General features: G+C 73.8%; 21 protein-coding genes. 10 read left to right on the top strand and 11 right to left on the bottom strand.

Going from position 1 to position 24,629, the window contains the following annotated elements; genetic code table 11:
- Positions 1-57: 57 nt before the first annotated feature.
- The 6 genes from ACFV4P_RS20160 to ACFV4P_RS20135 form a co-directional block, all read right to left on the bottom strand.
- A complete protein-coding gene (locus ACFV4P_RS20160; protein WP_380472938.1) occupies positions 58-1,011 on the bottom strand; it encodes a LuxR C-terminal-related transcriptional regulator in 954 nt (317 codons plus the stop codon).
- Positions 1,004-1,942 carry a LuxR C-terminal-related transcriptional regulator gene (locus ACFV4P_RS20155; protein ID WP_380472936.1) on the bottom strand — a complete coding sequence of 313 codons (939 nt, stop codon included), beginning with the start codon at positions 1,940-1,942 and terminating at the stop codon, positions 1,004-1,006. Before ACFV4P_RS20155 ends, ACFV4P_RS20160 begins: the two co-directional genes overlap by 8 nt.
- Before the next feature lie 5 nt (positions 1,943-1,947).
- Positions 1,948-2,898 (bottom strand): LuxR C-terminal-related transcriptional regulator, encoded by a 951-nt coding sequence (locus tag ACFV4P_RS20150; RefSeq protein ID WP_380472933.1) that lies wholly within the window; start codon positions 2,896-2,898, stop codon positions 1,948-1,950.
- Positions 2,891-3,862, bottom strand: a complete 972-nt coding sequence (locus tag ACFV4P_RS20145; protein WP_380472931.1) for a LuxR C-terminal-related transcriptional regulator — start codon at positions 3,860-3,862, stop codon at positions 2,891-2,893. Before ACFV4P_RS20145 ends, ACFV4P_RS20150 begins: the two co-directional genes overlap by 8 nt.
- A complete protein-coding gene (locus ACFV4P_RS20140) occupies positions 3,855-4,859 on the bottom strand; it encodes a LuxR family transcriptional regulator (RefSeq protein ID WP_380472929.1) in 1,005 nt (334 codons plus the stop codon). Before ACFV4P_RS20140 ends, ACFV4P_RS20145 begins: the two co-directional genes overlap by 8 nt.
- Before the next feature lie 645 nt (positions 4,860-5,504).
- Positions 5,505-6,605, bottom strand: coding sequence for a TDT family transporter (locus tag ACFV4P_RS20135; protein WP_380472927.1), 1,101 nt, complete (start codon positions 6,603-6,605; stop codon positions 5,505-5,507).
- A gap of 71 nt (positions 6,606-6,676) precedes the next feature.
- Between ACFV4P_RS20135 and ACFV4P_RS20130 the strand changes: the two genes are divergently transcribed.
- From ACFV4P_RS20130 to ACFV4P_RS20120, 3 genes are all read left to right on the top strand, one after another.
- Entirely contained in the window at positions 6,677-7,630 is a 954-nt protein-coding gene (locus ACFV4P_RS20130; RefSeq protein WP_380472924.1) for a LysR family transcriptional regulator, read from the top strand.
- A 77-nt stretch (positions 7,631-7,707) separates the two neighbouring features.
- Positions 7,708-10,311 (top strand): ATP-dependent chaperone ClpB, encoded by a 2,604-nt coding sequence (clpB, locus tag ACFV4P_RS20125; protein ID WP_380472921.1) that lies wholly within the window; start codon positions 7,708-7,710, stop codon positions 10,309-10,311.
- A 185-nt stretch (positions 10,312-10,496) separates the two neighbouring features.
- Positions 10,497-11,054, top strand: coding sequence for a YbjN domain-containing protein (locus ACFV4P_RS20120; protein WP_380472919.1), 558 nt, complete (start codon positions 10,497-10,499; stop codon positions 11,052-11,054).
- Between the two features lie 75 nt (positions 11,055-11,129).
- Here the strand turns inward: ACFV4P_RS20120 and ACFV4P_RS20115 are convergent, their stop codons facing one another.
- From ACFV4P_RS20115 to ACFV4P_RS20105, 3 genes are all read right to left on the bottom strand, one after another.
- On the bottom strand, positions 11,130-12,593 hold the full coding sequence (locus ACFV4P_RS20115; protein ID WP_380472917.1) for a DUF2079 domain-containing protein: 1,464 nt from the start codon (positions 12,591-12,593) through the stop codon (positions 11,130-11,132).
- A 193-nt stretch (positions 12,594-12,786) separates the two neighbouring features.
- Positions 12,787-13,878, bottom strand: a complete 1,092-nt coding sequence (locus ACFV4P_RS20110; protein ID WP_380472914.1) for a peptidase — start codon at positions 13,876-13,878, stop codon at positions 12,787-12,789.
- An 18-nt stretch (positions 13,879-13,896) separates the two neighbouring features.
- Positions 13,897-14,412 (bottom strand): hypothetical protein, encoded by a 516-nt coding sequence (locus ACFV4P_RS20105; RefSeq protein WP_380472912.1) that lies wholly within the window; start codon positions 14,410-14,412, stop codon positions 13,897-13,899.
- Between the two features lie 198 nt (positions 14,413-14,610).
- Here ACFV4P_RS20105 and ACFV4P_RS20100 point away from each other — a divergent pair, with 198 nt between their 5' ends.
- The 5 genes from ACFV4P_RS20100 to pyrE all read left to right on the top strand — a co-directional run bounded on the left by ACFV4P_RS20100 (position 14,611) and on the right by pyrE (position 20,089).
- The gene (locus ACFV4P_RS20100; RefSeq protein ID WP_380472910.1) at positions 14,611-15,771 is read left to right on the top strand and encodes a pyridoxal phosphate-dependent aminotransferase; all 1,161 of its coding nucleotides are present in this window, start codon (positions 14,611-14,613) and stop codon (positions 15,769-15,771) included.
- Between the two features lie 381 nt (positions 15,772-16,152).
- Positions 16,153-16,794, top strand: a complete 642-nt coding sequence (locus ACFV4P_RS20095; RefSeq protein WP_380472907.1) for a DUF2617 family protein — start codon at positions 16,153-16,155, stop codon at positions 16,792-16,794.
- 79 nt (positions 16,795-16,873) lie between these two features.
- Positions 16,874-18,532: a spermidine synthase gene (locus ACFV4P_RS20090; RefSeq protein ID WP_380472905.1), complete on the top strand. Its 1,659-nt coding sequence runs from the start codon at positions 16,874-16,876 to the stop codon at positions 18,530-18,532.
- A 114-nt stretch (positions 18,533-18,646) separates the two neighbouring features.
- Positions 18,647-19,510 carry a CoxG family protein gene (locus ACFV4P_RS20085; protein ID WP_083646410.1) on the top strand — a complete coding sequence of 288 codons (864 nt, stop codon included), beginning with the start codon at positions 18,647-18,649 and terminating at the stop codon, positions 19,508-19,510.
- A 42-nt stretch (positions 19,511-19,552) separates the two neighbouring features.
- Positions 19,553-20,089, top strand: a complete 537-nt coding sequence (gene pyrE, locus ACFV4P_RS20080) for an orotate phosphoribosyltransferase (protein WP_380472902.1) — start codon at positions 19,553-19,555, stop codon at positions 20,087-20,089.
- 150 nt (positions 20,090-20,239) lie between these two features.
- Here pyrE and ACFV4P_RS20075 read toward each other — a convergent pair whose 3' ends face one another.
- Entirely contained in the window at positions 20,240-20,959 is a 720-nt protein-coding gene (locus tag ACFV4P_RS20075; protein ID WP_380472899.1) for a DedA family protein, read from the bottom strand.
- Between the two features lie 263 nt (positions 20,960-21,222).
- Here ACFV4P_RS20075 and fbaA point away from each other — a divergent pair, with 263 nt between their 5' ends.
- Both fbaA and ACFV4P_RS20065 read left to right on the top strand, forming a co-directional pair.
- Positions 21,223-22,245 carry a class II fructose-bisphosphate aldolase gene (fbaA, locus tag ACFV4P_RS20070; RefSeq protein WP_380472897.1) on the top strand — a complete coding sequence of 341 codons (1,023 nt, stop codon included), beginning with the start codon at positions 21,223-21,225 and terminating at the stop codon, positions 22,243-22,245.
- A 98-nt stretch (positions 22,246-22,343) separates the two neighbouring features.
- Positions 22,344-22,763, top strand: a complete 420-nt coding sequence (locus tag ACFV4P_RS20065; protein WP_073808251.1) for a DUF3151 domain-containing protein — start codon at positions 22,344-22,346, stop codon at positions 22,761-22,763.
- Between the two features lie 53 nt (positions 22,764-22,816).
- Here ACFV4P_RS20065 and ACFV4P_RS20060 read toward each other — a convergent pair whose 3' ends face one another.
- Positions 22,817-24,595 carry a hypothetical protein gene (locus ACFV4P_RS20060; protein ID WP_380472894.1) on the bottom strand — a complete coding sequence of 593 codons (1,779 nt, stop codon included), beginning with the start codon at positions 24,593-24,595 and terminating at the stop codon, positions 22,817-22,819.
- Positions 24,596-24,629 lie beyond the last annotated feature (34 nt).

Below are 24,629 nucleotides of genomic sequence, written 5' to 3'. Positions count from 1 at the left end.
GGTCCCACTCCTTCCGGGCCGCGCCGGGACGGCGCCCGGGCGGTCGGTTCCGATCGGTCATTCCGGCGCTCCGCGCAGCTGCCAGCCGAGCTGGAACAGGGTTTCCGCATCGTAGAGGTCGCGCAGCCGGGCGATGTGGGCGGCCACCGTCCGCTCCGACAGGCCGAGCCGGGAGGCGATGGCGCGCTGGGTGAGGCCCTGGGCGAGCAGCGCGCCGACCTCCTTGGGGACGCCGGTGCCGCGCGGACGGCCGGCCAGGGCGTGCCAGTCGATCCGGGCGGCCCGCGCCCAGTCCCGTTCGAACAGGTCGACCAGGGTGGCCAGCACGGCCGGGTCCTCGACGAACGCGGCCTGGTTGTCGTCCGGCGAGGCGCTGATGATCGCGATCCGCCGGTCGAAGATCAGCATCTTCCGGAACGGCTCGTCCAGGACGCGGATCCGCTCGCCGCCGGACGCGACCGTGGCCGCGTAGTCGACGGTGGGCGGGTCGGTGAGCGCGCCCGGCTGGTAGAGGGTGCGCATGCCGATGCCGCGGTCCAGGAAGGCCAGCGAGCGGGCCAGGGCCTGCCGCATCTGCCCGATCGGGCGGGCGCCGCCGGGCTGGGCGGCGAGCGTCTCCTCGTGCATCTCGGACTCGATCTGGAAGATCCGGTGCCGAATCTGCTGACGGTCGTTCACCCGCTCCACCGCGTGCGCCCGGTCGGGGCGGCGCGGGGCCTGGTCGTAGGCGTGCGCCAGGTCCTCCAGCTGGGCCGGGGTCCGCTGCGAGCTCGCCAGCTTGCGGATCGCCGCCTCCCGCAGATCGGCACTCAGCCGGTCGGCCACCGACCGCGGGTTGACGGCGCTCAGCGACTCGTCGACGACATGGTGGATCAGCAGCCCGAGCTCGACCAGCCGCAGCGTCGCGGCGGCATTCTGCTGCATCGCCTCACGGAACATCACCCGCCCGCCCTGCTCCAGCACATGGCGGTACAGCGCCCGCTCACTCTCGTCCGGGAGCCGGTCAGCCACGGGCACCGTCCCGCATCAGCTGGCCCAGCTGGAACAACGTCTGCACGCCGTACCGCTCACGCAGCCGCGAGATGTGGGCGGCCACCGTCCGCTCGCCGACGCCGAGCCGGGACGCGATCGCCCGCTGGGTAAGCCCCTCGGCCAGCAGCTCGGCCACCCGGCGGAGCACCTCGGGGAGTTCGGCGCCGTCCAGCATCTGCCAGGGGACGCGTTCGGCGCGCTCGAAGTCGCGCCGGAAGACGTCGACCAGGTGGGCGACCACGGCCCGGTCCTCGATGAAGGCGGCGGTGCGATTGTCCACAGAGGAGGAGATGATCGCGACCTTGCGGTCGAAGATCATCATCCGGGCGAACGGCTCGTCCAGGACGCGCAGGCGCACGCCCCAGCCGATGGCGACGGCCGCGTAGGCGACAGTGTGGGGAGTTCGACGGGAGATCGGCTGGTAGAGGATGTCGGCCAGCACGTCGCGTTCCATGGCCCGGCGCATCCGGATGTTGCCGAGGGCTTCGGGCGGCCGGAAGCCGGGCTGGGCAACCAGCACCTGCTCTCTGAAGTCGGCCTCGAAGGCGAGCAGACGATGCTGGATCTGCTCCAGGCCGTGGACATGAGTGATCTGCGGGTCCGGCCCGGAGCGGCGCTGGGCGGTGTCGTAGGAGTCGGCGAGGTCCTCGACGGCGAGTGCGGCCTGTTCGGCGCGGGCCAGCAGGTCTGCGGCGGCGCCACGATGGGCCGCGCTGAGTCGGGCCGAGACCGCACGCGGGTCGACGGCGGCGACCCAGCCCTGGTCGACGTACTGGACGAGCAGGCCGAGGTCGAGGAGCCGGGCGGTGGCAGCGGGGTCCTGCTCGGTCAGCTCCCGCATCGACACCCGGCCAGCCCGGAGGACGTCCAGGTAGAGGGCCTTCTCGACGGCGGTGGGAAGCTCGGTCATGGCCGTCACCGGGCACCGTCCCGCATCAGCCAGCCGAGCTGGTAGAGCGTCTCGGCGTCGTAGCGGTCGCGCAGGCGGGCGATGTGGGCGGCGACGGTGCGTTCGGAGAGGCCGAGGCGGCTGGCGACGGCGCGCTGGGTGAGGCCGGTGGCGAGCAACTCGGCGATACGGTGCGGGGTTTCGGGCAGCTGTCGGCCGGCCAGGTCGCGCCAGGGGACGCGGACGGCGCGGGCGAAGTCGCGTTGGAAGACGCCGACCAGGTGGTCGATCACGACGGGGTCGTCCACGAAGGCGGCGGCGAGGCTCCGGGTGGAGGCGGCAATGACCGCCACCTGCCGGTCGAAGATCATCATCCGGGCGAACGGCTCGTCCAGGACCCGTACGCGGACGCCCCAGTCGGTGGCATCGGCAGCGTAGGCAACGGTGTGCGTGGCGTACCGGGCGACCGGCTGGTAGAGGACCTCGACAACGGCTCCGCGGTCCAGCGCCGCGTGTGTGCGGGCGTTGTCGACCAGGTGCTCGGGCAGGCGCGGTCCGGGTTGGGCCGCCAGGCCCTCCTCCCGGTAGTCGGCCTCGATCATCAGCAGACGGTGGCGGATCTGTTCGGGACTGTTCAGGTGGACGATTCCGGGGCGCGCTTCGGTGCGTCGCTGCGCGCCGTCGTAGGACTCGGCCAACTCGCCGAGGCCGGTGGTCACCCGGTCGGCCCGGGCCAACAGGCCGGTGGCGTGCTCCCGCAGGGTGGCGCCGAGCCGGACGGCGGCCGTGCGCGGATCGACGGCCGCCACCCAGCTGTCCAACTGGTAGTACGTCAGCAGCCCGAGCTCCAGCAGCCGGGCGGCCGCCGCCGCGTCCTGCTCCATCACCTCGCGCATCGAGACCCGGCCTGCCGCCAGCACGGCCAGGTAGAGCGCCTTCTCGCGGTCGGTCGGGGGAACGGCGCCCGGCTCAGTCACGGCCGCCGCCTTCCCGCATCAGCCAGCCGAGTTGGAACAGCGTCTCGGCCTCGTACTGCTCGCGCAGGCGGGCGATGTGGGCGGCGACGGTGCGTTCGGAGAGGCCCAGGCGGGTGGCGACGGCGCGCTGGGTGAGTCCGGCGGCGAGCAGGCGGGCGATCTGGTCGGCGGCGGTGCGGGTGGGGGCGGTGCGGAGCAGCAGGTCCCAGCGGACGCGTTCGGCGCGGGCCCAGTCGCGTTCGAAGCCGGCCACGATCGTCGCGACGGTGGCGGGGTCGAGGATCAGCGCGGCCCGGCTGTGGTCCTCGACGGCGGGGACGACGGCGGTGCACCGGTCGAAGACCATGGCGCGCCGGAACGGTTCGTCGAGCAGCCGGATCTCGCCGCCGGCCTCGGTGAAGGCGGCGGCATAGCGGATCGCGGAGGGGTCGGCGAGCAGCCGGGGCCGGTACAGGGTGCGAATCCGGCAGCCGCGCCGCAGCACCGGGAGCTCCTGGTGGAACGAGGCCTCCAGGACGCCGGGGAGGAGCTCCCCGGGCTGGGCGGTGAGGGCCTCCTCGCGGCAGTCGGCGACGAGTTGGGCGATCCGCCGGCGGATCTGTTCGCGGCCGATCACCTGGACGTCGCAGCTGGCGGGTTCGATCGGCCGGGCGTGGCTCTCGTAGGCGGCGATCAGCGGGTCGAGGCGGCCGGGCAGGCGTTCGGCCCGGTTGAGCAGGCGGGCGGCCTCGGTGTTCATCTCGGTGCCGAGGGTCTCGGCCACCAGGCGCGGGTCGACGGCCAGGTAGCTGCCCGCCGGGCCGTCGGGGATCAGCAGGCCGGTGCGGAGCAGTTCGTCGAGCGCGGGCCGCTGCGGGTCGGCGATCCGGTCGACGGCGATCCGGCCGCCGGCTTCGAGGATCTCCAGGTAGAGGCACCGGGCACGGTCGTCGACCGGGGCGGGCAGGGGGGCGGGGTCAGCCACGTCCACCGCCTCTCATCAGCCAGCCGAGCTGGAACAGGGTCTGGGCGTTGTGCAGGTCCCGCAGCCGGGAGATGTGGCCGGCCACGGTGCGTTCGGAGAGGCCCAGTCGGGAGGCGACGGCGCGCTGGGTGAGGCCCTGGGCGAGCAGCCGGCCGACCCGGTGGGTGACGGCGCGGGTGAGGGTGCGGCCGTCGAGGCTGTGCCAGTGGACCTGGTCGGCGCGGGCCCAGTCGCGTTCGAAGCCGGCCACCAGGTAGGCGATGGCTGCGGGGTCCTCGACGAAAGCGGCGCGGCTGTGGTCGTCGGCGGCGGGGATCACCGCGATCCGCCGGTCGATGACGATCATCCGCAGGAACGACTCGTCCAGGACGCGCAGTTGGGCGCCCTGCTCGGCCATCGCGGTGGCGTGCCGGACGGCGCTGTCCTCGGTGAGCGCGACCGGCTGGTAGAGGGTGCGCATGGTGCCGCCCCGCCGGAGCATCAACTGGTCCTGGGTGTGGGCGAGTTCGAGGACGGCGGGCGGGCGCAGGCCGGGCTGGGCGCTGAGCAGTTCGAGCCGGCAGTCGGAGACCAGCTGGGCGATCCGCAGCCGGATGCTCTCCTGGCCGTCCACGTAGACCGCCTGCCGGGCCCGGTCGGCGGGCCGGGGGACGGCGTCGTAGGCGCGGGCGAGCGGGTCGAGGGCGGCGGGCAGCCGGTCGGCGTCGAGCAGCAGCCGGGTGGCCTGGGCGCGCAGGTCGGCGCCGAGGCGTTCGGCGACGGCGCGCGGGCTGACCGCGACGTAGCAGTCGTCGATCCGGTTGGGCATCACCAGTCCGACCGCCACCAGCTGTTCCAGCAGCGCCTGTTGGCGTTCGGGGGCGAAGTCGGAGCCGGGCAGCGCCGGGTCGTCCAGTGGGATACGGCCGCCGGCGGCCAGGATGGCCAGATACAGCCTGGCGGCGTCGTCCTCCGGCAGTGTGTCGTCCGGGTCGGACTTCGGGTGGTCCGCAGCCACGTCGAGCTCTCCTGCCGTCTTCCTCCGTTGCGGACGATGATCTCAGCAGGGCCGTCCGGCTCGACGGCGGGAGTCCCCGCGTACGGGCGTGTCCTCCGGGGCGGGTGCCGGGCACCCGGATCCCGGAGGACCCGCTCGTGTTACGCCAAGCGTCAAGGCGCTTTCGGCGAGGCGGAGCAGCAACGCCTCACCGATCGCGGTCCTTCCGCCATCACCACACATGGCGTCCGGACCGGTGCTCTTCCCCCCGTTGCGCAGATACGAACGCACCTGTCGCCCCCACGCGAAGAGCAAGTCGCCGACTCGGGCTGCGGCGGCCCGGGACGACTTGACGTGACTACACCCTCACAGCGCGGGGAACATCGAACAAGTGGTCTCCGGCTGCAGGTTTCCGCAAGTGCAGGAACCTGCAGCAAACCGCCCGCCCGCAGGACCGGAATCCCGGATTTCACCGCAATGCCCCCCTCTCCGACCAGGCATTCGTCCGATTCCGGCGGGGCGCTCGGGCGGTAGCGTCGCGAGGCACCGGAATGTCACTGGTCGATCCGAGAATTCGACAACTCTTTGCCAAATCCACCGATCCGGAATGGCCGACGCCGAATCCCCCGCTCCGATTCGCCACTCGACTGCCCCGACTGGCCCGGCTCACAGCAGCCGACCGGCCCGCAACCCGGCGAACGTGCGCGCCGAGGCCACCGCCCAGGCCGTGCACAGCAGCAGCCAGAGCGCGACGGCGAGCACGGTGAACCCGTCGAACCCGGTGTGCCGGGCCAGCGCCGACGTGCCGGTGACGAGCGTGCCGACCGGGAAGGTGAACGCCCACCAGGTCATGGCGAACGGCATCCCGGCGCGCAGCGCCCGCAGATTGGCGACCAGCGCCACCGCCAGCCAGAGCAGCGCGAACCCGATCACCGCGACGCCGTACACCTCGGCCAGGCCGCGGGCCACCGCCACCCCCTGCGGCCCGGTGCCGGGCAGCGCCAGCGGCAGCGCGTCCGCGAACTGGTGGACGGCGGTGGTGGACTGGCCGAGCGGGCCCAGCACCAGGAACAGCGACGGGGTGAGCACCACCGCGGGCAGCTTGCTGTGCACCAGACCGCCGAACACCACCGGCAGCAGCACCAGGGTGGCCAGCAGGCTCGCCCCGAACATCGCCACGCAGCCGTACAGCAGTGCCTGCCGGGCCGCGCCCTCCGGCAGGTGGGGCACCAGCGCGGGGCCGAGCGCGGCGGCCACCATCGGGGCGACCACCGGCAGCAGCCAGGTCGGGTTGGCCTCCAGCGCGGACAGCCGGTGCCGGGTGATCATCAGGTAGGGCAGCCCGGCGGCGACCGCCAGCGCGTACAGCGTCCCGGCGCTCCACAGCAGCACGTCCAGCGCCAGCCCGGCCCGGGCCCCGAGCACCGGCCCGCCGACCGCGAGCGCGCCGTAGCCGACCGCCAGCAGCGCCATCGGCGGGCAGCCGTAGAACACCGCGGCGGACGGGTCCTCCAACAGGGTGCGGCGGGCCTGCTCGCGGTGGCGCACCAGGTGCACGCCCCGGGCCGCCAGCAGCACGACCAGCAACAGCAGCGACAGCGTCCACACCGCCTCGGCGAGGGCGAGCCGGCCCGGCAGGTCGATCGGCAGCGCGGCGGCGCCGTTGCCGGTGATCGCGGTGCCCATCACGGCGGCGTACCAGTTGGGCCCGAGCCGAGACAGGTCGAGGGTGCTGAGGCGGGTGCGCCCGGCGGTGAGTGTTGCCATACCGACCACCCTCGTCGGGCGGCCGGGACGGCGGTAGCGAGGCGTCCGCTATGAGGACATAGCCTGGGCCTATGGCTCTCTCCCCGCACGTCCCGGAACTCGGCGCCCTGGAGCTGCTGCTCGCGGTGGCCCGGCTGGGCAGCGTCGGCCGGGCCGCGGCCGAACTGGGCGTCAGCCAGCCCGCCGCCAGCGCCCGGATCAAGGGCATGGAGCGGCAGATCGGCGTCGCCCTGCTGGAGCGCTCGCCGCGCGGCTCCCGGCCCACCGAGGCGGGGCGACTGGTGGTCGAGTGGGCCCGGCAGGTGGTCGAGGCCGCACAGGCGCTGGACGCCGGCATCGACGCGCTGCGCGAACGCCGCGACGCCCGGCTGCGGGTGCTGGCCAGCCTGACCGTCGCCGAGTACCTGATGCCCGGCTGGCTGCTCGCCCTGAACGAGGCCAGCCCGGGCACCGCCGTCACCCTGCGCACCGCGAACTCGGCGGACGTCGCCGCCCGGGTGCTGGCCGGCGAGGCCGACCTCGGCTTCGTCGAGGGCACCTCCACCCCGCCCGGCCTGTCCGGCGCGGTGGTGGCCGCGGACCGGCTGGTGGTGGTGGTCTCCCCCGACCACCGCTGGGCCCGCCGCCGCACCCCCGTCACCGGCGCCGAACTGGCCGCCACCCCGCTGGTGCTGCGCGAGGTCGGCTCCGGCACCCGGGAGGTGCTGGAAGAAGCGCTCGCCCCGTACGGCGGGGCGGCCGCGCCCCGGCTGGAGCTGGCCTCCTCGACGGCGCTGAAGGCCGCCGCGATGACCGGCGCGGACCCGGTCTGCCTGAGCGAGCTGGCCGTCACCGAGGAACTCGCCACCCGGCGGCTGGTCGCCGTCCCGCTGACCGGCCTGGAGCTCCAGCGCCCGCTGCGCGCGGTCTGGCCCGCGGGCCAGCGCCCGGCCGGACCGGCCCGGCTGCTGCTCGGGCTGACCCGCGGGCCGACGCCCGGGCGACCCTTCGGGCGACCGACCGGGAGACCGTCCAAAAAAAGTTGAGCGGAATAGACTCAACTTAGTGCATGCTGTAGTCAGCAGGTTCGAGTTGTCCCGAAGACGAGAGGGGTTTGCCCGCAGTGGACGCCAGTAAGTTCACCAGCAAGACGCAGGAGGCCCTGTCCTCCGCCATCCGCCAGGCCGGCGCCGCGGGGAATCCCGACGTCAAGCCGGTGCACATCCTGCTGGCGCTGCTGGAGCAGCCGGAGGGCCTGGCCCGCCCGCTGCTCAAGGCCGTCGGGGCGGACGCCGCGCCGATCGCCGTCGAGGCCCGCCGGCAGGCCGCCGCGCTGCCCGCCGCCCAGGGCTCCACGGTCGCCGCCCCCCAGCTCGCCCGCGACACCCTCGCGGTGCTGGAGGAGGCCGGCAAGCGCGCCGCCGACCTCGACGACCAGTACGTCTCCACCGAGCACCTGCTGGTCGGCCTGGCCGCCGAGGGCGGCCCGGTGGCCGATCTGCTGACCAAGCACGGCGCCACCCCGAAGGCCCTGCTCGCCGCGTTCAAGGACGTCCGGGGCAGCGCCCGGGTCACCTCGCCGGACCCGGAGGGCAGCTACAAGGCCCTGGAGAAGTACGGCTCCGACCTCACCCAGGCCGCGCGGGACGGCAAGCTCGACCCGGTGATCGGCCGCGACCAGGAGATCCGCCGGGTCGTGCAGGTGCTCTCCCGCCGCACCAAGAACAACCCGGTGCTGATCGGCGAGCCCGGCGTCGGCAAGACCGCCGTGGTCGAGGGCCTGGCCCAGCGCATCGTCGCCGGAGACGTGCCGGAGTCGCTGCGCGGCAAGCGCCTGGTCGCGCTCGACCTGGCGGCGATGGTCGCCGGCGCGAAGTTCCGCGGCGAGTTCGAGGAGCGCCTGAAGGCCGTCCTGAACGACATCAAGGACTCCGACGGCCAGGTGATCACCTTCATCGACGAGCTGCACACCATGGTCGGCGCGGGCGCCGGCGGCGACTCCTCGATGGACGCGGGCAACATGCTCAAGCCGATGCTGGCCCGCGGCGAGCTGCGCATGGTCGGCGCCACCACGCTGGACGAGTACCGCGAGCGGATCGAGAAGGACCCGGCCCTGGAGCGCCGCTTCCAGCAGGTGCTGGTCGGCGAGCCCACCGTCGAGGACACCATCGCCATCCTGCGCGGCCTCAAGGGCCGCTACGAGGCGCACCACAAGGTGGAGATCACCGACGCCGCGCTGGTCGCCGCCGCCACGCTGTCCAACCGGTACATCACCTCCCGCTTCCTGCCCGACAAGGCGATCGACCTGGTCGACGAGTCGGCGTCCCGGCTGCGGATGGAGATCGACTCCTCCCCGGTCGAGATCGACGAACTCCAGCGCGCCGTCGACCGGTTGCGGATGGAGGAGCTGGCGCTCGACAAGGAGTCCGACCCGGCCTCGGTCGAGCGCCTCGGCCGCCTGCGCCGAGACCTCGCCGACAAGCAGGAGCAGCTGAGCACCCTCAACGCCCGCTGGGAGCAGGAGAAGAAGTCGCTGAACCGGGTCGGCGAGCTCAAGGAACGCCTCGACGACCTGCGCGGCGCCCTCGACCGCGCCCAGCGCGACGGCGACTTCGAGCGCGCCTCCAAGCTGATGTACGCCGAAATCCCGGCCGCCGAGCGCGAGTTGACGGAGGCCCAGGACCGCGCGGCGGACGAGCCCAACACCACCATGGTCAAGGAGCAGGTCGGCCCGGACGACATCGCCGACGTGGTCTCCTCCTGGACGGGCATCCCGGCCGGCCGGCTGCTGGAGGGCGAGAGCGCCAAACTCCTGCGCATGGAGGACGAGTTGGGCAGGCGCCTGATCGGCCAGCGGGAGGCCGTCCAGGCGGTGTCCGACGCGGTGCGCCGCACCCGTTCCGGCATCGCCGACCCGGACCGCCCGACCGGCTCGTTCCTGTTCCTCGGCCCGACCGGCGTCGGCAAGACCGAACTCGCCAAGGCCCTCGCCGACTTCCTGTTCGACGACGAGCGGGCGATGGTCCGGATCGACATGAGCGAGTACGGCGAGAAGCACTCCGTCTCCCGCCTGGTCGGCGCCCCGCCCGGGTACGTCGGCTACGAGGAGGGCGGCCAGCTCACCGAGGCGGTCCGCCGCCGCCCGTACAGCGTGGTGCTGCTCGACGAGGTCGAGAAGGCCCACCCCGAGGTGTTCGACGTGCTGCTCCAGGTGCTGGACGACGGCCGCCTCACCGACGGCCAGGGCCGCACGGTCGACTTCCGCAACACCATCCTGATCCTCACCTCCAACCTGGGCTCCGCCTTCCTGGTCGACCCGGCCACCCCGGAGGAGCGCAAGAAGGAGCTGGTGCTGGAGACCGTCCGGCAGTCCTTCAAGCCGGAGTTCCTCAACCGGCTCGACGACATCGTGGTCTTCGAGCCGCTGGGCACCGCCGAGCTCAGCCGGATCGTCGACCTCCAGATCGGCGCCCTGGCCCGCCGCCTGCACGAGCGCCGGCTCACCCTGGACGTCACCCCCGCCGCCCGGGACTGGCTGTCGCTGACCGGCTACGACCCGGCGTACGGCGCCCGCCCGCTGCGCCGCCTGGTGCAGTCCGCGATCGGCGACCAGCTCGCCAAGGAGATCCTCTCCGGCCGCGTCCACGACGGCGACACCGTGCTCGTCGACCGGGACGAGGCGAACGACCGGCTCAGCGTCGGCCCGAAGCCCTCGCTGGTCAAGTGACGTCCGCCGACGGGCGGAGCCTCCCTCCGAGGCTCCGCCCGCCGGCGTCTGCACACCGTGCGGGACCAGGCGGGAACACCCCGATGTCACTCTGTGCCGCAGCCTCCGAATGAGGCAGGATGGGGGCATGAGAAGGCGGCCCCCCATCGGCAGCCGACCTTGTGCACCGTGAAAGGGACATCCCCGTGAGCATCGACCCGTCGTCCATCCCGTCCTTCGGCCTGCCGCAGCCGCCGCAGGGCGGGCAGCCCGGTGGCGCTCCGGCCGGGCCGCCGCCGGTGATCGTCCCGGACCAGAACCTGGTCGCCCAGCTGCTCGACCAGATGCAGCTCAAGCACGTCGTGGACGAGGAGGGCGACCTCACCGCCCCCTGGGAGAACTTCCGCGTCTACTACATGTTCCGCGGTGAGCACAAGGAGCTGTTCGCGGTCCGCGCCTTCTACGACCGCTCCTTCCCGCTCGAGAAGAAGGGCGAGATCCTCGACCTGATCGACGAGTGGAACCGCGAGACCCTGTGGCCCAAGGTCTACACCCACACCCACGAGGACGGCGTGGTCCGCCTGATCGGCGAGTCCCAGATGATCGTCGGCAACGGCGTCAGCCTGGAGTACTTCGTCGGCACCACCGCCAACTGGACGCAGGCCGCGGTCGGCTTCGAGCAGTGGATGGTCGAGCGCCTGGGCCTGCAGGAGCAGGTCGAGGACGACAAGGACGGCGAGGACGGCCCGGCCGACGAGGCCTGATCCTCCGCACGGACACCAGAAGGGCCCGCCCACCGGATCGGTGGCGGGCCCTTCCGCATGCCACTACGGCCCTCGCTAGCGTCCCTCGGACGAGGGCGCGCGCAGCAGCAGGACACCCTCGTCCTCCCGGACCGTCCGGAAGCCGTCCGCGCGCAGCCGGGCTATCTCCGCGGTCTCCTGCGCGCCGTTCAGCGGCCAGCCCATCGGATTGCGGGTGTCCACCACCACCCACTCCGCGGTGCGCCAGTCGTTCGGCCAGCCGAACTCGAACACCGTGCAGCGGCCGGTCAGTTGGGGCACCAGACGGTTGCCGGCCGCCACCCGCGCGCCGGACGGTATGTCGGCCAGCACCGACTGCACCGTCCGCACGTGCGCCGAACTGCGCCAGAAACCGGCGTCGGTCGCCGACGCCATCGGGAAGAGCGGGAACAGCACCGCCGTCACCGCCACACTGCCGCACAGGAACGGCGCCGTCGCCCACCGGCCCCAGTGCGGCTTCGCGGCGCGCAGCCGGATCAGCACGTCGACGAAGGCGGCGAACACGATCGGCATCAGCACCACGCTGTAGTGGTAGTTGGTGCCCCAGTACGCCGGGTTCTTGCTGAGCAGCCGCCAGGCCAGCGTCGGAACGGCCACCAGGAGCAGCGGCGAGCGCACCGCCAGCAGCAGCGTCGGCACCAGCAGGAAGAACAGCAGCCGTCCCTCGACGGTGGCCGTCAGCAGGTGCCCCGGCACCGACAACAGCCGTTCCAGCAGGCCGGGTTGGGCACCCGGCGCGCTCTCCATGTTGTCCCAGTAGTTGTAGGCGTGGCTGGGGCTCATCGCCGGCAGCAGCACCAGCAGCTCCAGCGCGGTGGCCAGCAGGCCGAACAGCGCCGTCGCCACCCCGATCCGCCGTGCCCCGCGCCAGGCGATGCAGCCGCCGATCACGGCGACGGTGATCCCGAGGTCCTCCTTCACCAGGCAGAGCGGCGCCGCCCAGGCCGCCGCCGCCGCCCAGCGCCGCTCCGCCAGCGCCACCACCGAGAAGGACAGCAGCGGCGCCGCGAACGCCACCTCGTGGAAGTCGAAGCCGATCGTCGACCCGACGCCCCAGGAGAACCCGTACCCGAGCGCCACCGCGACGGCCGCCGCCGGCCCCAACTCCCGCTGCGCCCAACGGGAGATCGGCACCACCGCCAGCGCCAGCAGGGCGGCCTGCGCCAGCAGCAGCGTCTCGGCGGCCGGCCACACCAGGTAGAACGGCACCAGCGCCAGCAGGATCGGCGAGAAGTGGTCGCCGAGCAGGTTGAAGCCGTCCCCCTTCAGCGGGGTGACGGGCATCCCGGCGTGGGCGTAGCCGCGCACCGCCTGCTCGAATATCCCCAGGTCGTACCCGGTGGTCAGCAGCAGGCCGTGGCGGCGCAGGCAGAACAGCGCGTAGAACACGAAGAACCCGGCGGCCAGGCCCCACGGCAGCAGCCGCGGCCAGTTGACCCCGCGCCACCCGGCCGGCGGGCCGTCGTCGCCCCCGCGCAGCCGGACGGAAGACGACGACACGACAGTTCCGGACGCCATTGCTTCACTTCCGATAGCCCCACACGGGCCCGGTTCCCCCCGGCCCGCGGATCCCCGAACGAGGATCACCCCTGTGGCGGCAGACTATGTCAGCCGCCACGACCCGACGATCCGTTTGGACAAGGAGCGAAGCCGAGGGCCACGGCCCTCGGCTTCGCCTCGCCTCCCCGAACCGTCAACGGCGGTGCCGGCGGCGGTACCTGAGGAACAGCAGACTCCCGGCGGCGAGACCGACCGCGGACAGCCCGCCGACCACCGACGTGGGCAGGCTCCCCGGCTCGGCGGCCGACGCGGTGACCGCCGGCCCGGTGCCGCCGGGAGCCGCCGGGAAGGTGACGGTGGCGTCCGCGGCGTGCTCCACCAGGCCGCTGCGGAGCGTGAGCCGCACCGTCCACGGGCCCTCCGGCAGCCGCGGGTCCAGCGGGACGACCGCCTCCCCGCGCTCGCCCGGGGCCAGCGTGGTGCCGGTCTTCGCCGAGAACGGCCCGGCCCGCAGCCCACCCGGCCCGTCCAGGAGCGCGAGCGCCCCGCCGACGTCCAGGGCCCGTCCGCCCGTGTTGTGGACCCGGGCGTGCAACTCCGCCCGCCCGTCCCGGCCCCGCGCCGGGGTGACCTGCTCGATCTCGAAGTTCGAGGCCGGCTCACCGCCCGGGCCGACGTCGACGTACATCCGCACGCCCACCCGGCCCAGGATCTTCAGGTTGTGCGCGTGGTCCGGGGACGGGCCGGTCTGCGCCCAGATCACGCCGTACCGCTCGCCGGCCGCGGCGTCCCCGGGCGCCCGGATCACGGCGCGCACCTGCGCCGACTCGTGGGCGGCCAGGTCGAGTCCCGAGGTGTCGAGCGAGGTCCAGCCGGTCAGCTCGTTCGGGGTGCGCTCCGGCGCGAACGCGAACTGCCCCTTCGTGATCCCGGCCGCCGCCGCGTAGACGTCGACGTGCATCGGCTCGGACGACTGGTTGCTGACCTCCACCCGCCGCTCGATGGTCGCGCCGGGCGCGAGGTGGTCGACGATGTACGCCTGAGCCCGGGGGTCGGCCCGGCGGTCCTCCGGGGCGTCGAGCAGCCTGATGCCGACGGTCCGCGTCCCCGGGCTCGACTCCGCGGACGGTGCGGGCGCGAGCTCCATCGGCTCCATCGGTTCGACCGGCTCCACCGGGCCGGGCACCGGCGTGGGCATCCCGTCCGCCGCCGCCGGCAGCACCCCGACCGCCTGGACGGCGGCCAGCGCCAGCAGCGGCACCACGTAGCGGCGCATCCCCTTCATCGCATCCCCTTCATCGCGTCAGGCAACGGACTGGGTCAGCGTTCCGGTGTAGAGCCCGCTGACCGCACTGGGCGGCACGTGCACGGTGACGGTCGGGTCCCAGGTCGCGGTGTTGTCGCCGACCCCCTCCGACCCGGTGAGCACCGTCTGCGAAGAGTTGGACAGCGTCACATCGGTCGAGGTGACGGTGATGGTGCCGGTGGTGGTCACCGACCCGACCGAGTAGTCCGCGTCGGTGGCGGGGATCGTCGACACCCCGTTCACGAAGTCCGTCTCCGCCGCGGTCACCGTCCAGGACGCCGACAGCAGCGCCCGGTCGTCGACAACGGTGCACGGCCCGATCGGCGCGCTGACGGTGGCGCCGGGCGCCCCCGAGCCGAGATCGGTGGACGCCGGCACCGACAGCGACAGGGCGCCCGAGGTGACGACGAACGTGACGGTGGTCGAGGGATCGTCCTCACCGGTGGCGAGGCCCGGCTGGACCAGGACGAGAGCGGCGGACACGGCCGCGACGGACAGGATGCGCACACGCACGATGACTCCTGAAGTAGCCCCCCAACGATGGACATGCCGGTTGACGCATCGTCAGACAATCGAGTGCGGCCCGCGCCCGCAACCCGGCCCACGACCTGCTCCGCCATCGGGACCACCGCACTGCGGCCGGATCGGATCGCTTGTCCGCGACCGGCGCCCGTCGCAGGATTGGCCGAACACAACTCGCGAGGAGCCGCAATGGGTGCAAGGCCGCTGCTGAACCGCCGACTGGCGGGCATGGGGACGACGATCTTCGCGGAGATGTCCGCCCTGGCCACCGCCACCGGCTCGATCAATCTCGGACAGGGGTTCCCGGACACCGACGGGCCGGAGGAGGTCCGGGAGGCGGCGGTGCGGGCGCTGCGGGACGGGCACGGCAACCAGTACCCGCCCGGGCCGGGCATTCCGGAGCTGCGGGCCGCCGTCGCCGAGCACCAGCAGCGCTTCTACGGGCTGAGCTACGACCCGGACCGCGAGGTCCTCGTCACCGCGGGCGCCACCGAGGCCATCGCCGCCGCGCTGCTCGCCCTGCTGGAGCCCGGCGACGAGGTGATCGCCTTCGAGCCGTTCTACGACTCCTACGCGGCCTGCATCGCGATGGCCGGCGCGGTCCGCGTCCCGCTGACGCTCCGCCAGCCCGCGTTCCGGCCCGACCTGGACGAGCTGCGCTCGCTGATCACCCCGCGCACCCGGCTGCTGCTGATCAACACCCCGCACAACCCGACCGGCACCGTGCTGACCGCCGAGGAACTCGCCGCGATCGCCGAACTCGCCGTCGAACACGACCTGTTGGTGATCACCGACGAGGTCTACGAGCACCTGGTGTTCACCGGCGCCCACCACCCCCTCGCCGCCCTCCCCGGGATGCGCGAGCGCACCGTCGCGATCTCCTCGGCCGGCAAGACCTTCTCGTTCACCGGCTGGAAGGTCGGCTGGGTCACCGGCTCCCCCGAGCTGGTCGCCGCCGTCCGCACCGCCAAGCAGTACCTGACGTACGTCTCGGCCGGGCCGTTCCAGTACGCCGTCGCCGAGGCACTGCGCCTGCCCGACGCGTACTACGACGACTTCCGCGCCGAACTGCGCCGCAAGCGCGACCTGTTGGCCACCGGACTGGCCGACGCCGGCTTCCGGGTGTTCGAACCGCAGGGCACGTACTTCATCACCACCGACATCACCCCGCTCGGCGAGAAGGACGGCATCGAGTTCTGCCGCGAACTCCCCGCCCGCTGCGGGGTGGTGGCGATTCCCAACGCGGTGTTCTACGACAACACCGACATCGGGCGCAGCCAGGTCCGCTTCGCCTTCTGCAAGCGGGAGTCCGTGCTGCGGGAGGCCGTCGAGCGGCTGCGCGGCCGGTAGCCGTCGCAGCGGACGGGGCGCCCGGCGGCCGGAGGGACGCCGCCGGGCGTCCTGGCGTGTCCGGACGCCGGTGGGTTCGAGTGCGCTCCAGGAGTGCACGGCGCGCAAGACCGGCGTAGGGGCGCTCACCGGACAGAGTCCAACCCGGGACCGATCACACCCAGTCGGGCACAGGCCTCAGAACGGTGAATGAGTGCCAAACATGGGTAAATCCCTGACGGACCCGGAGAATTCGTGCTTCTCTGCTGCTGAATCTCCAGCCGGAATCCTTCCTTCCACGGTCGGCCGCGCCCCGGATCGGACAGTCTCGAACAGCCTCACGCACTGAGGGACGGACTCCGGCCGTTGGGGCGCGTACGGAGCTGAAACGCGGAGCCGAGCATGCTCACCACCTTGCAGACCTCCTACACGGACACCCGCGCCGGCGACCTGGCCTGGCAACTGGGCGGCGACCCCCTGCCCGCACTGGCCGTCCGTGACCTGAAACTCGACGACGGCGCCGGCCGGACCGATGCCCTCGGCGGCACCCTGCAGCTGCGCCTGCTGGGCGCCTCCCACCAGGTCGTCCTGGCGGGAGGCGCCCGGGGCGACTGCCTGGAGACGGTGGCCTGTCTGCCCGGCCGCCGCACCCCGCTGCCCGCCCGGGTCGCCGAGCAGGTGGCCGGCTGGGAGTACGAGTTCGCCGCCCGGATCGAGGAGCTGCCGCCGCACGTGTTCGCGGCCCGCGCCCAGGAGCTGCTGGCCCTGGTCGAGGGGCACCCGCGGGCGCTCGCCGGGATCTTCCCCGGCGACCCGAGCGCCTTCACCGCCCTGGTCGCCCACTGCGGGGAGCGCCGGGTGCACTGGCGCACCTGGCACGCCTACCCGCAGGAGGGCCGCCTGGTCTGCACCCGCTCCTCGCTCTCGCTGCGCCGCACCGTGGAGGCCGTCGGCGGCCGCCCCGGGCGGGGCGGCCGGAGCGCCCATCTCGGCCCGTCCGCCCGGCACGGGGACGGCGGCCCGGAACCGCAGTCCGGGTGGTGACCACCGTCAACCGGACACCGCCCGCAGTCCCCCGATTGGGCGCAGCCACTCACCCGGGCTCTCGCCTAGCGTTCATTTCATGATCAACCATCCGGTCGGACGGTCCGCGCAGCCCGCTCCGGACGCCCCCGCTCTCCCGCCGACGGCCGCACTTCGGCCCACCGCCCCCCGCACCGCGGGCCTCGGCGGCGCGGTCCGGGCCGGCGGCGCCATACCGCTCGCCCTGCCCGCCCGTCCGGCCCGGATCCTGGTACTGCTGGCCGCGTTCGTCTGCGCGGCCTGCGGTTTGGTGTACGAACTCGAACTGGTCGCGCTCGGCGGCTACCTGCTCGGCGACTCCGTCACCCAGACCTCCGTGGTGCTCTCCGTGATGGTCTTCGCGATGGGCATCGGCTCGCTGCTCGCCAAGGGCCTCACCCGCCGCCCCGCCACCTCCTTCGCCCTGGTCGAGTTCGCGCTGTCGCTGACCGGCGGCCTGTCCGCCCTCGCCCTGTACTGCGGCTGGGCCTGGCTGCGCCAACCGCACGCCACGCTGATCGCGCTGATCGCCGCCACCGTGCTGATCGGACTGCTGATCGGCGCCGAGATCCCGCTGCTGATGACGCTGATCCAGCGGATCCGCCGGGAGCACGCCGGCCGGGCCGTCGCCGACCTGTTCGCCGCCGACTACGTGGGCGCGCTGATCGGCGGCCTGGCCTTCCCGTTCGTCCTGCTGCCCGCACTCGGGCAGGCCGCCGGCGCGCTGGTCACCGGCGCCGTGAACGCCGTCGCCGGGGCGGTGGTGGTGCTCTGGCTGTTCCGCGCCGAACCCACCCCGCGCGCCCGCCTGCTGCTGTGGACCGGCTGCGGCCTGGTGCTCGCCGCCCTCGGGCTGGCCGCCGCCTGCACCGGCGTCCTGGAGCGCGCCGCCCGGCACGCCCTGTACGGCGGGCCGATCCGGCTGGTCGCGCAGAGCCGCTACCAGGAGATCGTCCTCACCGGCGGCCCGCCCGACACCGGGTCCCGCACCCCGCTGAAGCTCTTCCTGGACGGCCGGCTCGCCGTCTGCGGCCCCGACGAGTACCGCGAGCACGAGGCACTGGTCCGCCCCGCGCTGGCCGGCGGCCCCAGCGCCCGGGTCCTGGTCCTCGGCGGCGATGGCCTGGCGCTGCGCGAGGTGCTGCGGCACCCGGCGGTGCGCAGCGTGCTGGTGGTCGAGCGCGACCCGGAGCTCTCCGCACTGGCCCACCGGGACGGCGCCTACGACGCGCTGACCGAGCACGCCTGGGACGACCCCCGGGTACGGCTGGTGACCGCCGAGCCGATGGGCTGGCTGCGCAGCACCCCCGACCAGTTCGACGTGATCGTCTCCGACCTGGACGACGAGGCCGCGCACGGCAAGTACCGCTCGCGCGAGTTCTACGGCCTGGCCGCCCGGCGGCTCGGCCCGAACGGCCGGCTGGCGGTGCGCGGCGGCGCCCCGGACGGCGTGCTGTGGAGCTCCGAGGCGGGACTGGCCGCCGCCGGGCTGGACGCCGTCCCGTACCAGGGCGTCGCCCCGGCCGCCGAGGACTGCGGGCAGGCCGGGCCCGCCCCGGCGTTCCTGCTGGCCGGCCACGCCGCGCCCGCACTGGCACTGGCCCCGGACGCGCCCGCGCCGCGCTCGTTCACCGTCGACGCGCTGCGCGGCACGGCGGCCCGGCTGTCCGCCCACCGGCCGTCGCCGCTGCCCCCGCCGCACTCGCTGATCGGCCCCTGAACCGACCGGGCGCACCGCGAACGACCGTCCGCCGTGCGCCCGTTCGCGGCACTCCCGGCCCCGCTTCGGGTGCGGGGCTCGGCACGACGGCGGCCGGTCGGTAGGCTCGCCGGTATGGAGCATGAGGTTGTCGTCCCGGTGCCCGCCGAGGTGGTCCGGGAAGCGCTGCTGGACCGCGAACTGGTGGCCCGCTGCGTGCCGGGGCTGAGCGCGGTCGCGTCCACGTCCGCCCCCTCGGCGGCGGACAGCCGGCTCCGGGTCCGGATCGCGGGCTCCACCATCACCTTCGCCGGCCGGATGTCCGTGGACGACTGGCAGGACGGCGCGCTGCGCCTGCGGCTGACCGGCGAGGAGATCCGCGGCGCGGCACCCGTCACCGCCGAGCTGCGGATCACCCTGCGGGAGCAGCCGGGCGAGACCGTGATGTGCTTCACGACCGCGCTGACCGCCTCCGGCCGGCTCGCGGGCTTCGACGCACCGGCGCTGGAGACGGCCGGCCGCCGACTGATCGACCGGGCGGCGGCGGCCCTGGTCGCCGAGCTGTCCGACCCCGGCGAGGACGCCGAGGACGACCCGGCGGACGGCGCCACCGTGGTCTTCCTGGACGAGCGCGCGCAGGGCCCCGACCTGGACGACGACCTCTCCGACCTGATCGCGTTCAGCGAGGACGACCTGCCCGAGCCGGTGCCGGTGCCGCGCCCGGAGGCGGCGTTCGAGCAGGAGAGCGCCCCGGTACGGCGCAGCATCGTCGGCCGCTCCGCCGAGGAGGTGGACCACGCCCCGCCGCACGGCCGGTACGCGCCCGCCCCGCCCGCGCACAGCGCGCGGGCCCGCGCGGCCACCCGCTGGGGCGGCGTGGAGCCGGCCCTGCTGCCCGGCGGAGGCGGCGAGCGCAGCGCGCTGCCGTGGGTGATCGGCGGCGGGGTGGCGCTGCTCGGCGGCGCGGTGGTGCTGGTCAGGGCCCTGCGGCGACGCTGAGCCCCGGCACGATCGACCGGACAGGCCCTAAGCTTGCTGCCCATGAGCAACGACCGCGACGCCCTGCTGGCGCAGATCAAGGACAAGGCCGTCGTGCACGGCAAGGTCACCCTCTCCTCCGGCCGCGAGGCCGACTACTACGTCGACCTGCGCCGGATCACCCTGGACGCCGAGGCGGCCCCGCTGGTCGGCACGGTGATGCTGGACGCCGCCGCCGACCTGGAGTTCGACGCGGTGGGCGGCCTGACCCTGGGCGCCGACCCGGTCGCCGCGGCGATGCTGCACGCGGCGGCTGCCCGCGGCCGGAAGCTGGACGCCTTCGTGGTCCGCAAGGCGGGCAAGGCGCACGGCCTGCAGCGCCGCATCGAGGGCCCGGACGTGAAGGGCCGCCGGGTGCTGGCGGTGGAGGACACCTCGACCACCGGCGGCTCGGTGCTGACCGCGGTCGAGGCGCTGCGCGAGGCGGGCGCCGAGGTGGTCGGCGTCGCGGTGATCGTGGAGCGCGGCGCGGCCCCGGCGATCGCCGAGACCGGCCTGCCGTACATCACCGCGTACACCCTGGACGACCTGGGTCTGTGACCCCCGGTTCCACGTGGAACAACGCGAGAGGCCCCGACCACCCGAAGGTGGCCGGGGCCTCTCGCGCTGTCTGCGGGGCACGGGGCGCAGTCGGCACGCGCAGGGCGCGCTCAGCGCTCGCGGGGCGCGCTCAGTGCTCGCGGGGCGCGCTCAGTGCTTGCGGTGGCGGCCGCCGGCGACGGTCTCCGCGGTCCGGTCCTCGGCGGTGGCGCCGCCGGCCTTCTTCTTCTTCCGCTCGCGCATCACCTCGACGATGATCGGCGAGATCGAGACCAGGATGATCAGCGCCATCGCGGGCAGCAGGTACTTGTCGATCACCGGGGCGAGCTGGTCGCCGGTGAAGTAGCCGATCAGCAGCATGGACTCGGTCCACAGCACGCCGCCGACCACGTTCCAGGCCAGGAAGGTCTTGGCGGGCATCTGCAGGGTGCCGGCCACCGGGTTGAGGAAGGTCCGCACGATCGGGATGAAGCGGGCCAGGATCACGGCCTTGGCCGGGCCGAACTTCTCGAAGTACTCCTCGGCCTTCTCCACGTACTCGGGCCGGAAGATCTTCGAGTTCGGCTTGTCGAACATCTTCGGGCCGACCTTGCGGCCGAGCAGGTGACCGAGCTGGGCTCCGGCGATCGCACAGAGCGGCGCGCCGACCAGCAGCAGCCCGATGTTCATCTGGGCGCCGTCGCCGAGCACCGCGGGGGCGGCACTGGAGGCGGCGACACCGGCCAGGATGAGCATCGAGTCACCGGGGAAGAAGAACCCGACCAGCAGGCCGGTCTCGGCGAAGATGATCGCCAGGATCCCGATGGCGCCGACGGAGGCGACGAGCGATTTGGCGTCAAGGACGTTGACGGCGAGCTGGATGTGTTCCACGCGCGCAGGATAGCCCGTACTGCTTTGCGAATGCCTTACTCGGCGGCCCGCGGACCCCGCTCCGGACCGCCCGCCCGGACGGCCGTCCCAAGTGGCGGGCCGCTGGGTGTGTCTGCGGGGCGAGTCTGGGAAGATGACCGAGGTGTCCGGCCCGCGGTCGAGCAACCACCCTCAGCTCGTACCGCATCCGTCGTGAACCACAGGCGTACCGAGCCTTCGGACAGCGTCGTCCGATCGCCCCACACCGACAGGAGCGGATTCGCATGCCCATCGCAACTCCCGAGGCCTACAACGAGATGCTCGACCGGGCCAAGGCGGGCAAGTTCGCCTACCCGGCCATCAATGTCACCTCGTCGCAGACTCTGCACGCCGCCCTGCGCGGTTTCGCCGAGGCCGAGAGCGACGGCATCATCCAGATCTCCACCGGTGGTGCGGAGTTCCTGGGTGGCCAGCACAGCAAGGACATGGTGACCGGCGCCGTCGCGCTGGCCGAGTTCGCGCACATCGTCGCGGCCAAGTACGACGTCACCGTCGCCCTGCACACCGACCACTGCCCGAAGGACAAGCTGGACGGCTACGTCCGCCCGCTGCTGGCGGTCTCCGCCGAGCGCGTCGCCCGCGGCGAGAACCCGCTGTTCCAGTCGCACATGTGGGACGGCTCGGCCGAGACCCTGGCCGACAACCTGTCCATCGCGCAGGAGCTGCTGGCCCAGGCCGCCGCCGCCAAGATCATCCTTGAGGTCGAGATCACCCCGACCGGCGGCGAGGAGGACGGCGTCACGCACGAGATCAACGACGAGCTGTACACCACCGTGAACGACGCGGTCCGCACCGCCGAGGCGCTCGGCCTGGGCGAGAAGGGCCGCTACCTGCTGGCCGCCTCGTTCGGCAACGTGCACGGCGTGTACAAGCCCGGCAACGTGGTGCTCCGCCCGGAGCTGCTCGCCGACCTGCAGGCCGAGATCGGCAAGCAGTACGGCAAGCAGGACCCGTTCGACTTCGTCTTCCACGGCGGCTCCGGCTCCACGGCGGAGGAGATCGGCATCGCGCTGGAGAACGGCGTGGTCAAGATGAACCTCGACACCGACACCCAGTACGCCTTCACCCGCCCCGTCGTGGACCACATGTTCCGCAACTACGACGGCGTGCTGAAGGTCGACGGCGAGGTCGGCAAGAAGAACACCTACGACCCGCGCACCTGGGGCAAGCTGGCCGAGGCCGGCATGGCCGCCCGCGTGCTGGAGGCCGCGCAGCAGCTGCGCTCGGCCGGCAGGCGCATGAAGTAACCGCAGCACCGACGGTGCCCCGTACCCGCCCGGGTCCGGGGCGCCGTCGTTCCCGGAAGCGGCGACCATCGGCCGTTCGAGTGGCAGACTGGCACACCATGGAGATGCACAAGAACCTGCTCGACGGACCGGAGCCGACCCTCCTGCCCGAGGAGGAGCAGCCGTACCGGATGCTGGCCGAGGAGTCCGCCTCCCCGACGCAGGTGGCAGCCGAGTACCCGACGTTCTGCCTGGCCTGGGCGATGCTCGCGGACGACTCCTTCGCGTCCGGCCGGACCGTCGAGTCCTACGCCTACGCCCGCACCGGCTACCACCGCGGCCTGGACCAGCTGCGCCGCAACGGCTGGCACGGACACGGCCCGGTCCCGTGGGAGCACCGCGGCAACCGCGGCTTCCTGCGCTGCCTGGCCGCGCTCGCCCGGGCCGCCGGCTCGATCGGCGAGACCGAGGAGGAGGCCCGCTGCTGGCAGTTCCTGAAGGACAGCAGCGCCGAGGCGTACGCCGAACTCAAGCAGTAGCGGAAGCACCGCACCGAACGGGCCGCCCCCCTCGTGGGGGCGGCCCGTTCCCGTCAGTCCCGCAGGTCGAGGGCGAGCGGGCCCTCGTCGAGGCCCACCAGCAGGACGTCGCCGACCAGCGACAGCCCGCCGGCCGGGGAGCCGAGGCGGAGGTCGAGCACGCTGTCGGGCCGCTCCGGGCGCCGGACCCGGATCAGCCCGTCGGACCAGGCGGCGGCCAGCAGCAGCCCGGACGGCCCGCTGCCGAGAGCGAGCGCGGTGACGGGGCACCGGCGGCGGTCGGCGGGTTCGGGCATCGGCTCGGAGCCGGGCCCCCAGAGCCGGACGGCACCGTCCAGGCCACCGCTGGCCAGCAGCGGGACGCCGGGAGCGGCCGCGTCGGCGGCCAGCGCGGTGACCGGGCCGGTGTGCAGCTTCTCGCTCAGCACCGCGCCGCCCTGGTACCAGTGCACGCCGCCGCCGCTGTCGCCGAGGGCCGGCGCCTCGTCGGGCAGGCCGGGGGCGGCGGCCAGCACGAGCGGTTCGCCGTCGGCGGCGGCGCGCAGCCGGGCCAGCGCCTCGTCCAGGGCGTACGGATCGAGGCCGGGCGCGGTCGGGCCGGACGCGACCCCGGGCGCAACCAGGTCGAGACCGCCCCAGGCGTCCAGCAGGACCAGGCTGCCGCCGGGGGTGGCGGCAAGGGCGCGCAGCGGTTTCGGGCCGGGGACGGCGATCCGGCCGACGACCGTGCCGTCGGCCGGGGAGAGCGCGTGCACCGCGCCGCCCGCGTCGGCGAGCAGCCACTGGCCGCGGTACGGACCGGCGCCGGGCGCGGCGGCGGCCGCGCCGGGGTGGCGGCGGGCCCAGCGGGCGGCCCAGCGGCCGGGGGCGGCGCCGAGCCGGTCGGCGGCGAAAGCCGCGGCGGCAGCCACGGCCGGGTCCGCGGGGTCGGTGCCGAGCAGCCGGGCGCGGAGCTGGTGGGCCCGGACACCGGGCTGGGGGGTGTCGATCAGCGCGGGGCCGGCGGCCCGCCAGGCGGCGTCCAGCGCGGCGGGGGCGGTGCCCGGGGCCGCGCCCTCCAGGGCGGCGGTGACGGCGACCGGTTCGGCCAGCACGTACAGCAGCGGGTCGGCGGCCAGCGGGCCGAGGTCGCCGGTGCGGGCCGCCGCCGCCCACAGGGCGGTGAGCAGCTCCGTCCCGGCGGCGGGAAGGTCGGGCCCACCGTCGGGGCGGAGCGGGACGCCGGCCAGCAGGTCGGCGAAGGCCGGCGGCCGGGGCGGTTCGGCGCCCAGGGCCCGCCCGGGGTTCGGGTACCCGGCCGGGTCGAGGCCCTCGCGCTCGCACCAGGCGTCCCAGCGTTCGCGGTCGGTCCAGCGGGGGTCGTCCAGGTCGAGTTCGGCGGGCCCGGTGGCCGCGGTGAACACGAGGTCCGAGGTGGCCTCGACCACCAGCCGGACGTGCGGCAACTCCAGTAGCGGGTCGAGGAGTTCGGCCACCAGTCGGACCGGGTCGAGGGCCAGGTCGAGCTCGGGCACGCAGATCACGGTGCGCCGCGGATCGGCGGCCAGCCGGTCGAGCAGGTCCCCGGGGGTACGGGCCGGCACGTCCAGCTGCTGCCCGAGCTGCCAGACCGCGGCCCGGACGCCGTACCCGTCGGCGGGCAGGAAGGCGTTGATCCGCCGCTCCATCGGGGTGTCGGGGGCGGTGCCGCCGGCGATCAGCCAGGCCAGCAGGTGGGTCCGGCCGCTGCCCGGCGACCCGGAGACCCGGCACAGGCGCGGCGCCCGCCGGTCCCCCAGCCAGCCGAGCAAGGCCGCTCCGGCGGCTCTGCGGCCGGCACGCAGCGGTGGCATCCGGTGCTCGTCCATTCCCTGGCCCCGTTCCGTT

The organism is Kitasatospora sp. NPDC059795 (assembly GCF_042732175.1).
GTDB lineage: Bacteria > Actinomycetota > Actinomycetes > Streptomycetales > Streptomycetaceae > Kitasatospora.
Note: the sequence above shows the minus strand (reverse complement) of the source record. Positions and strands in the feature narration are given on the sequence as shown.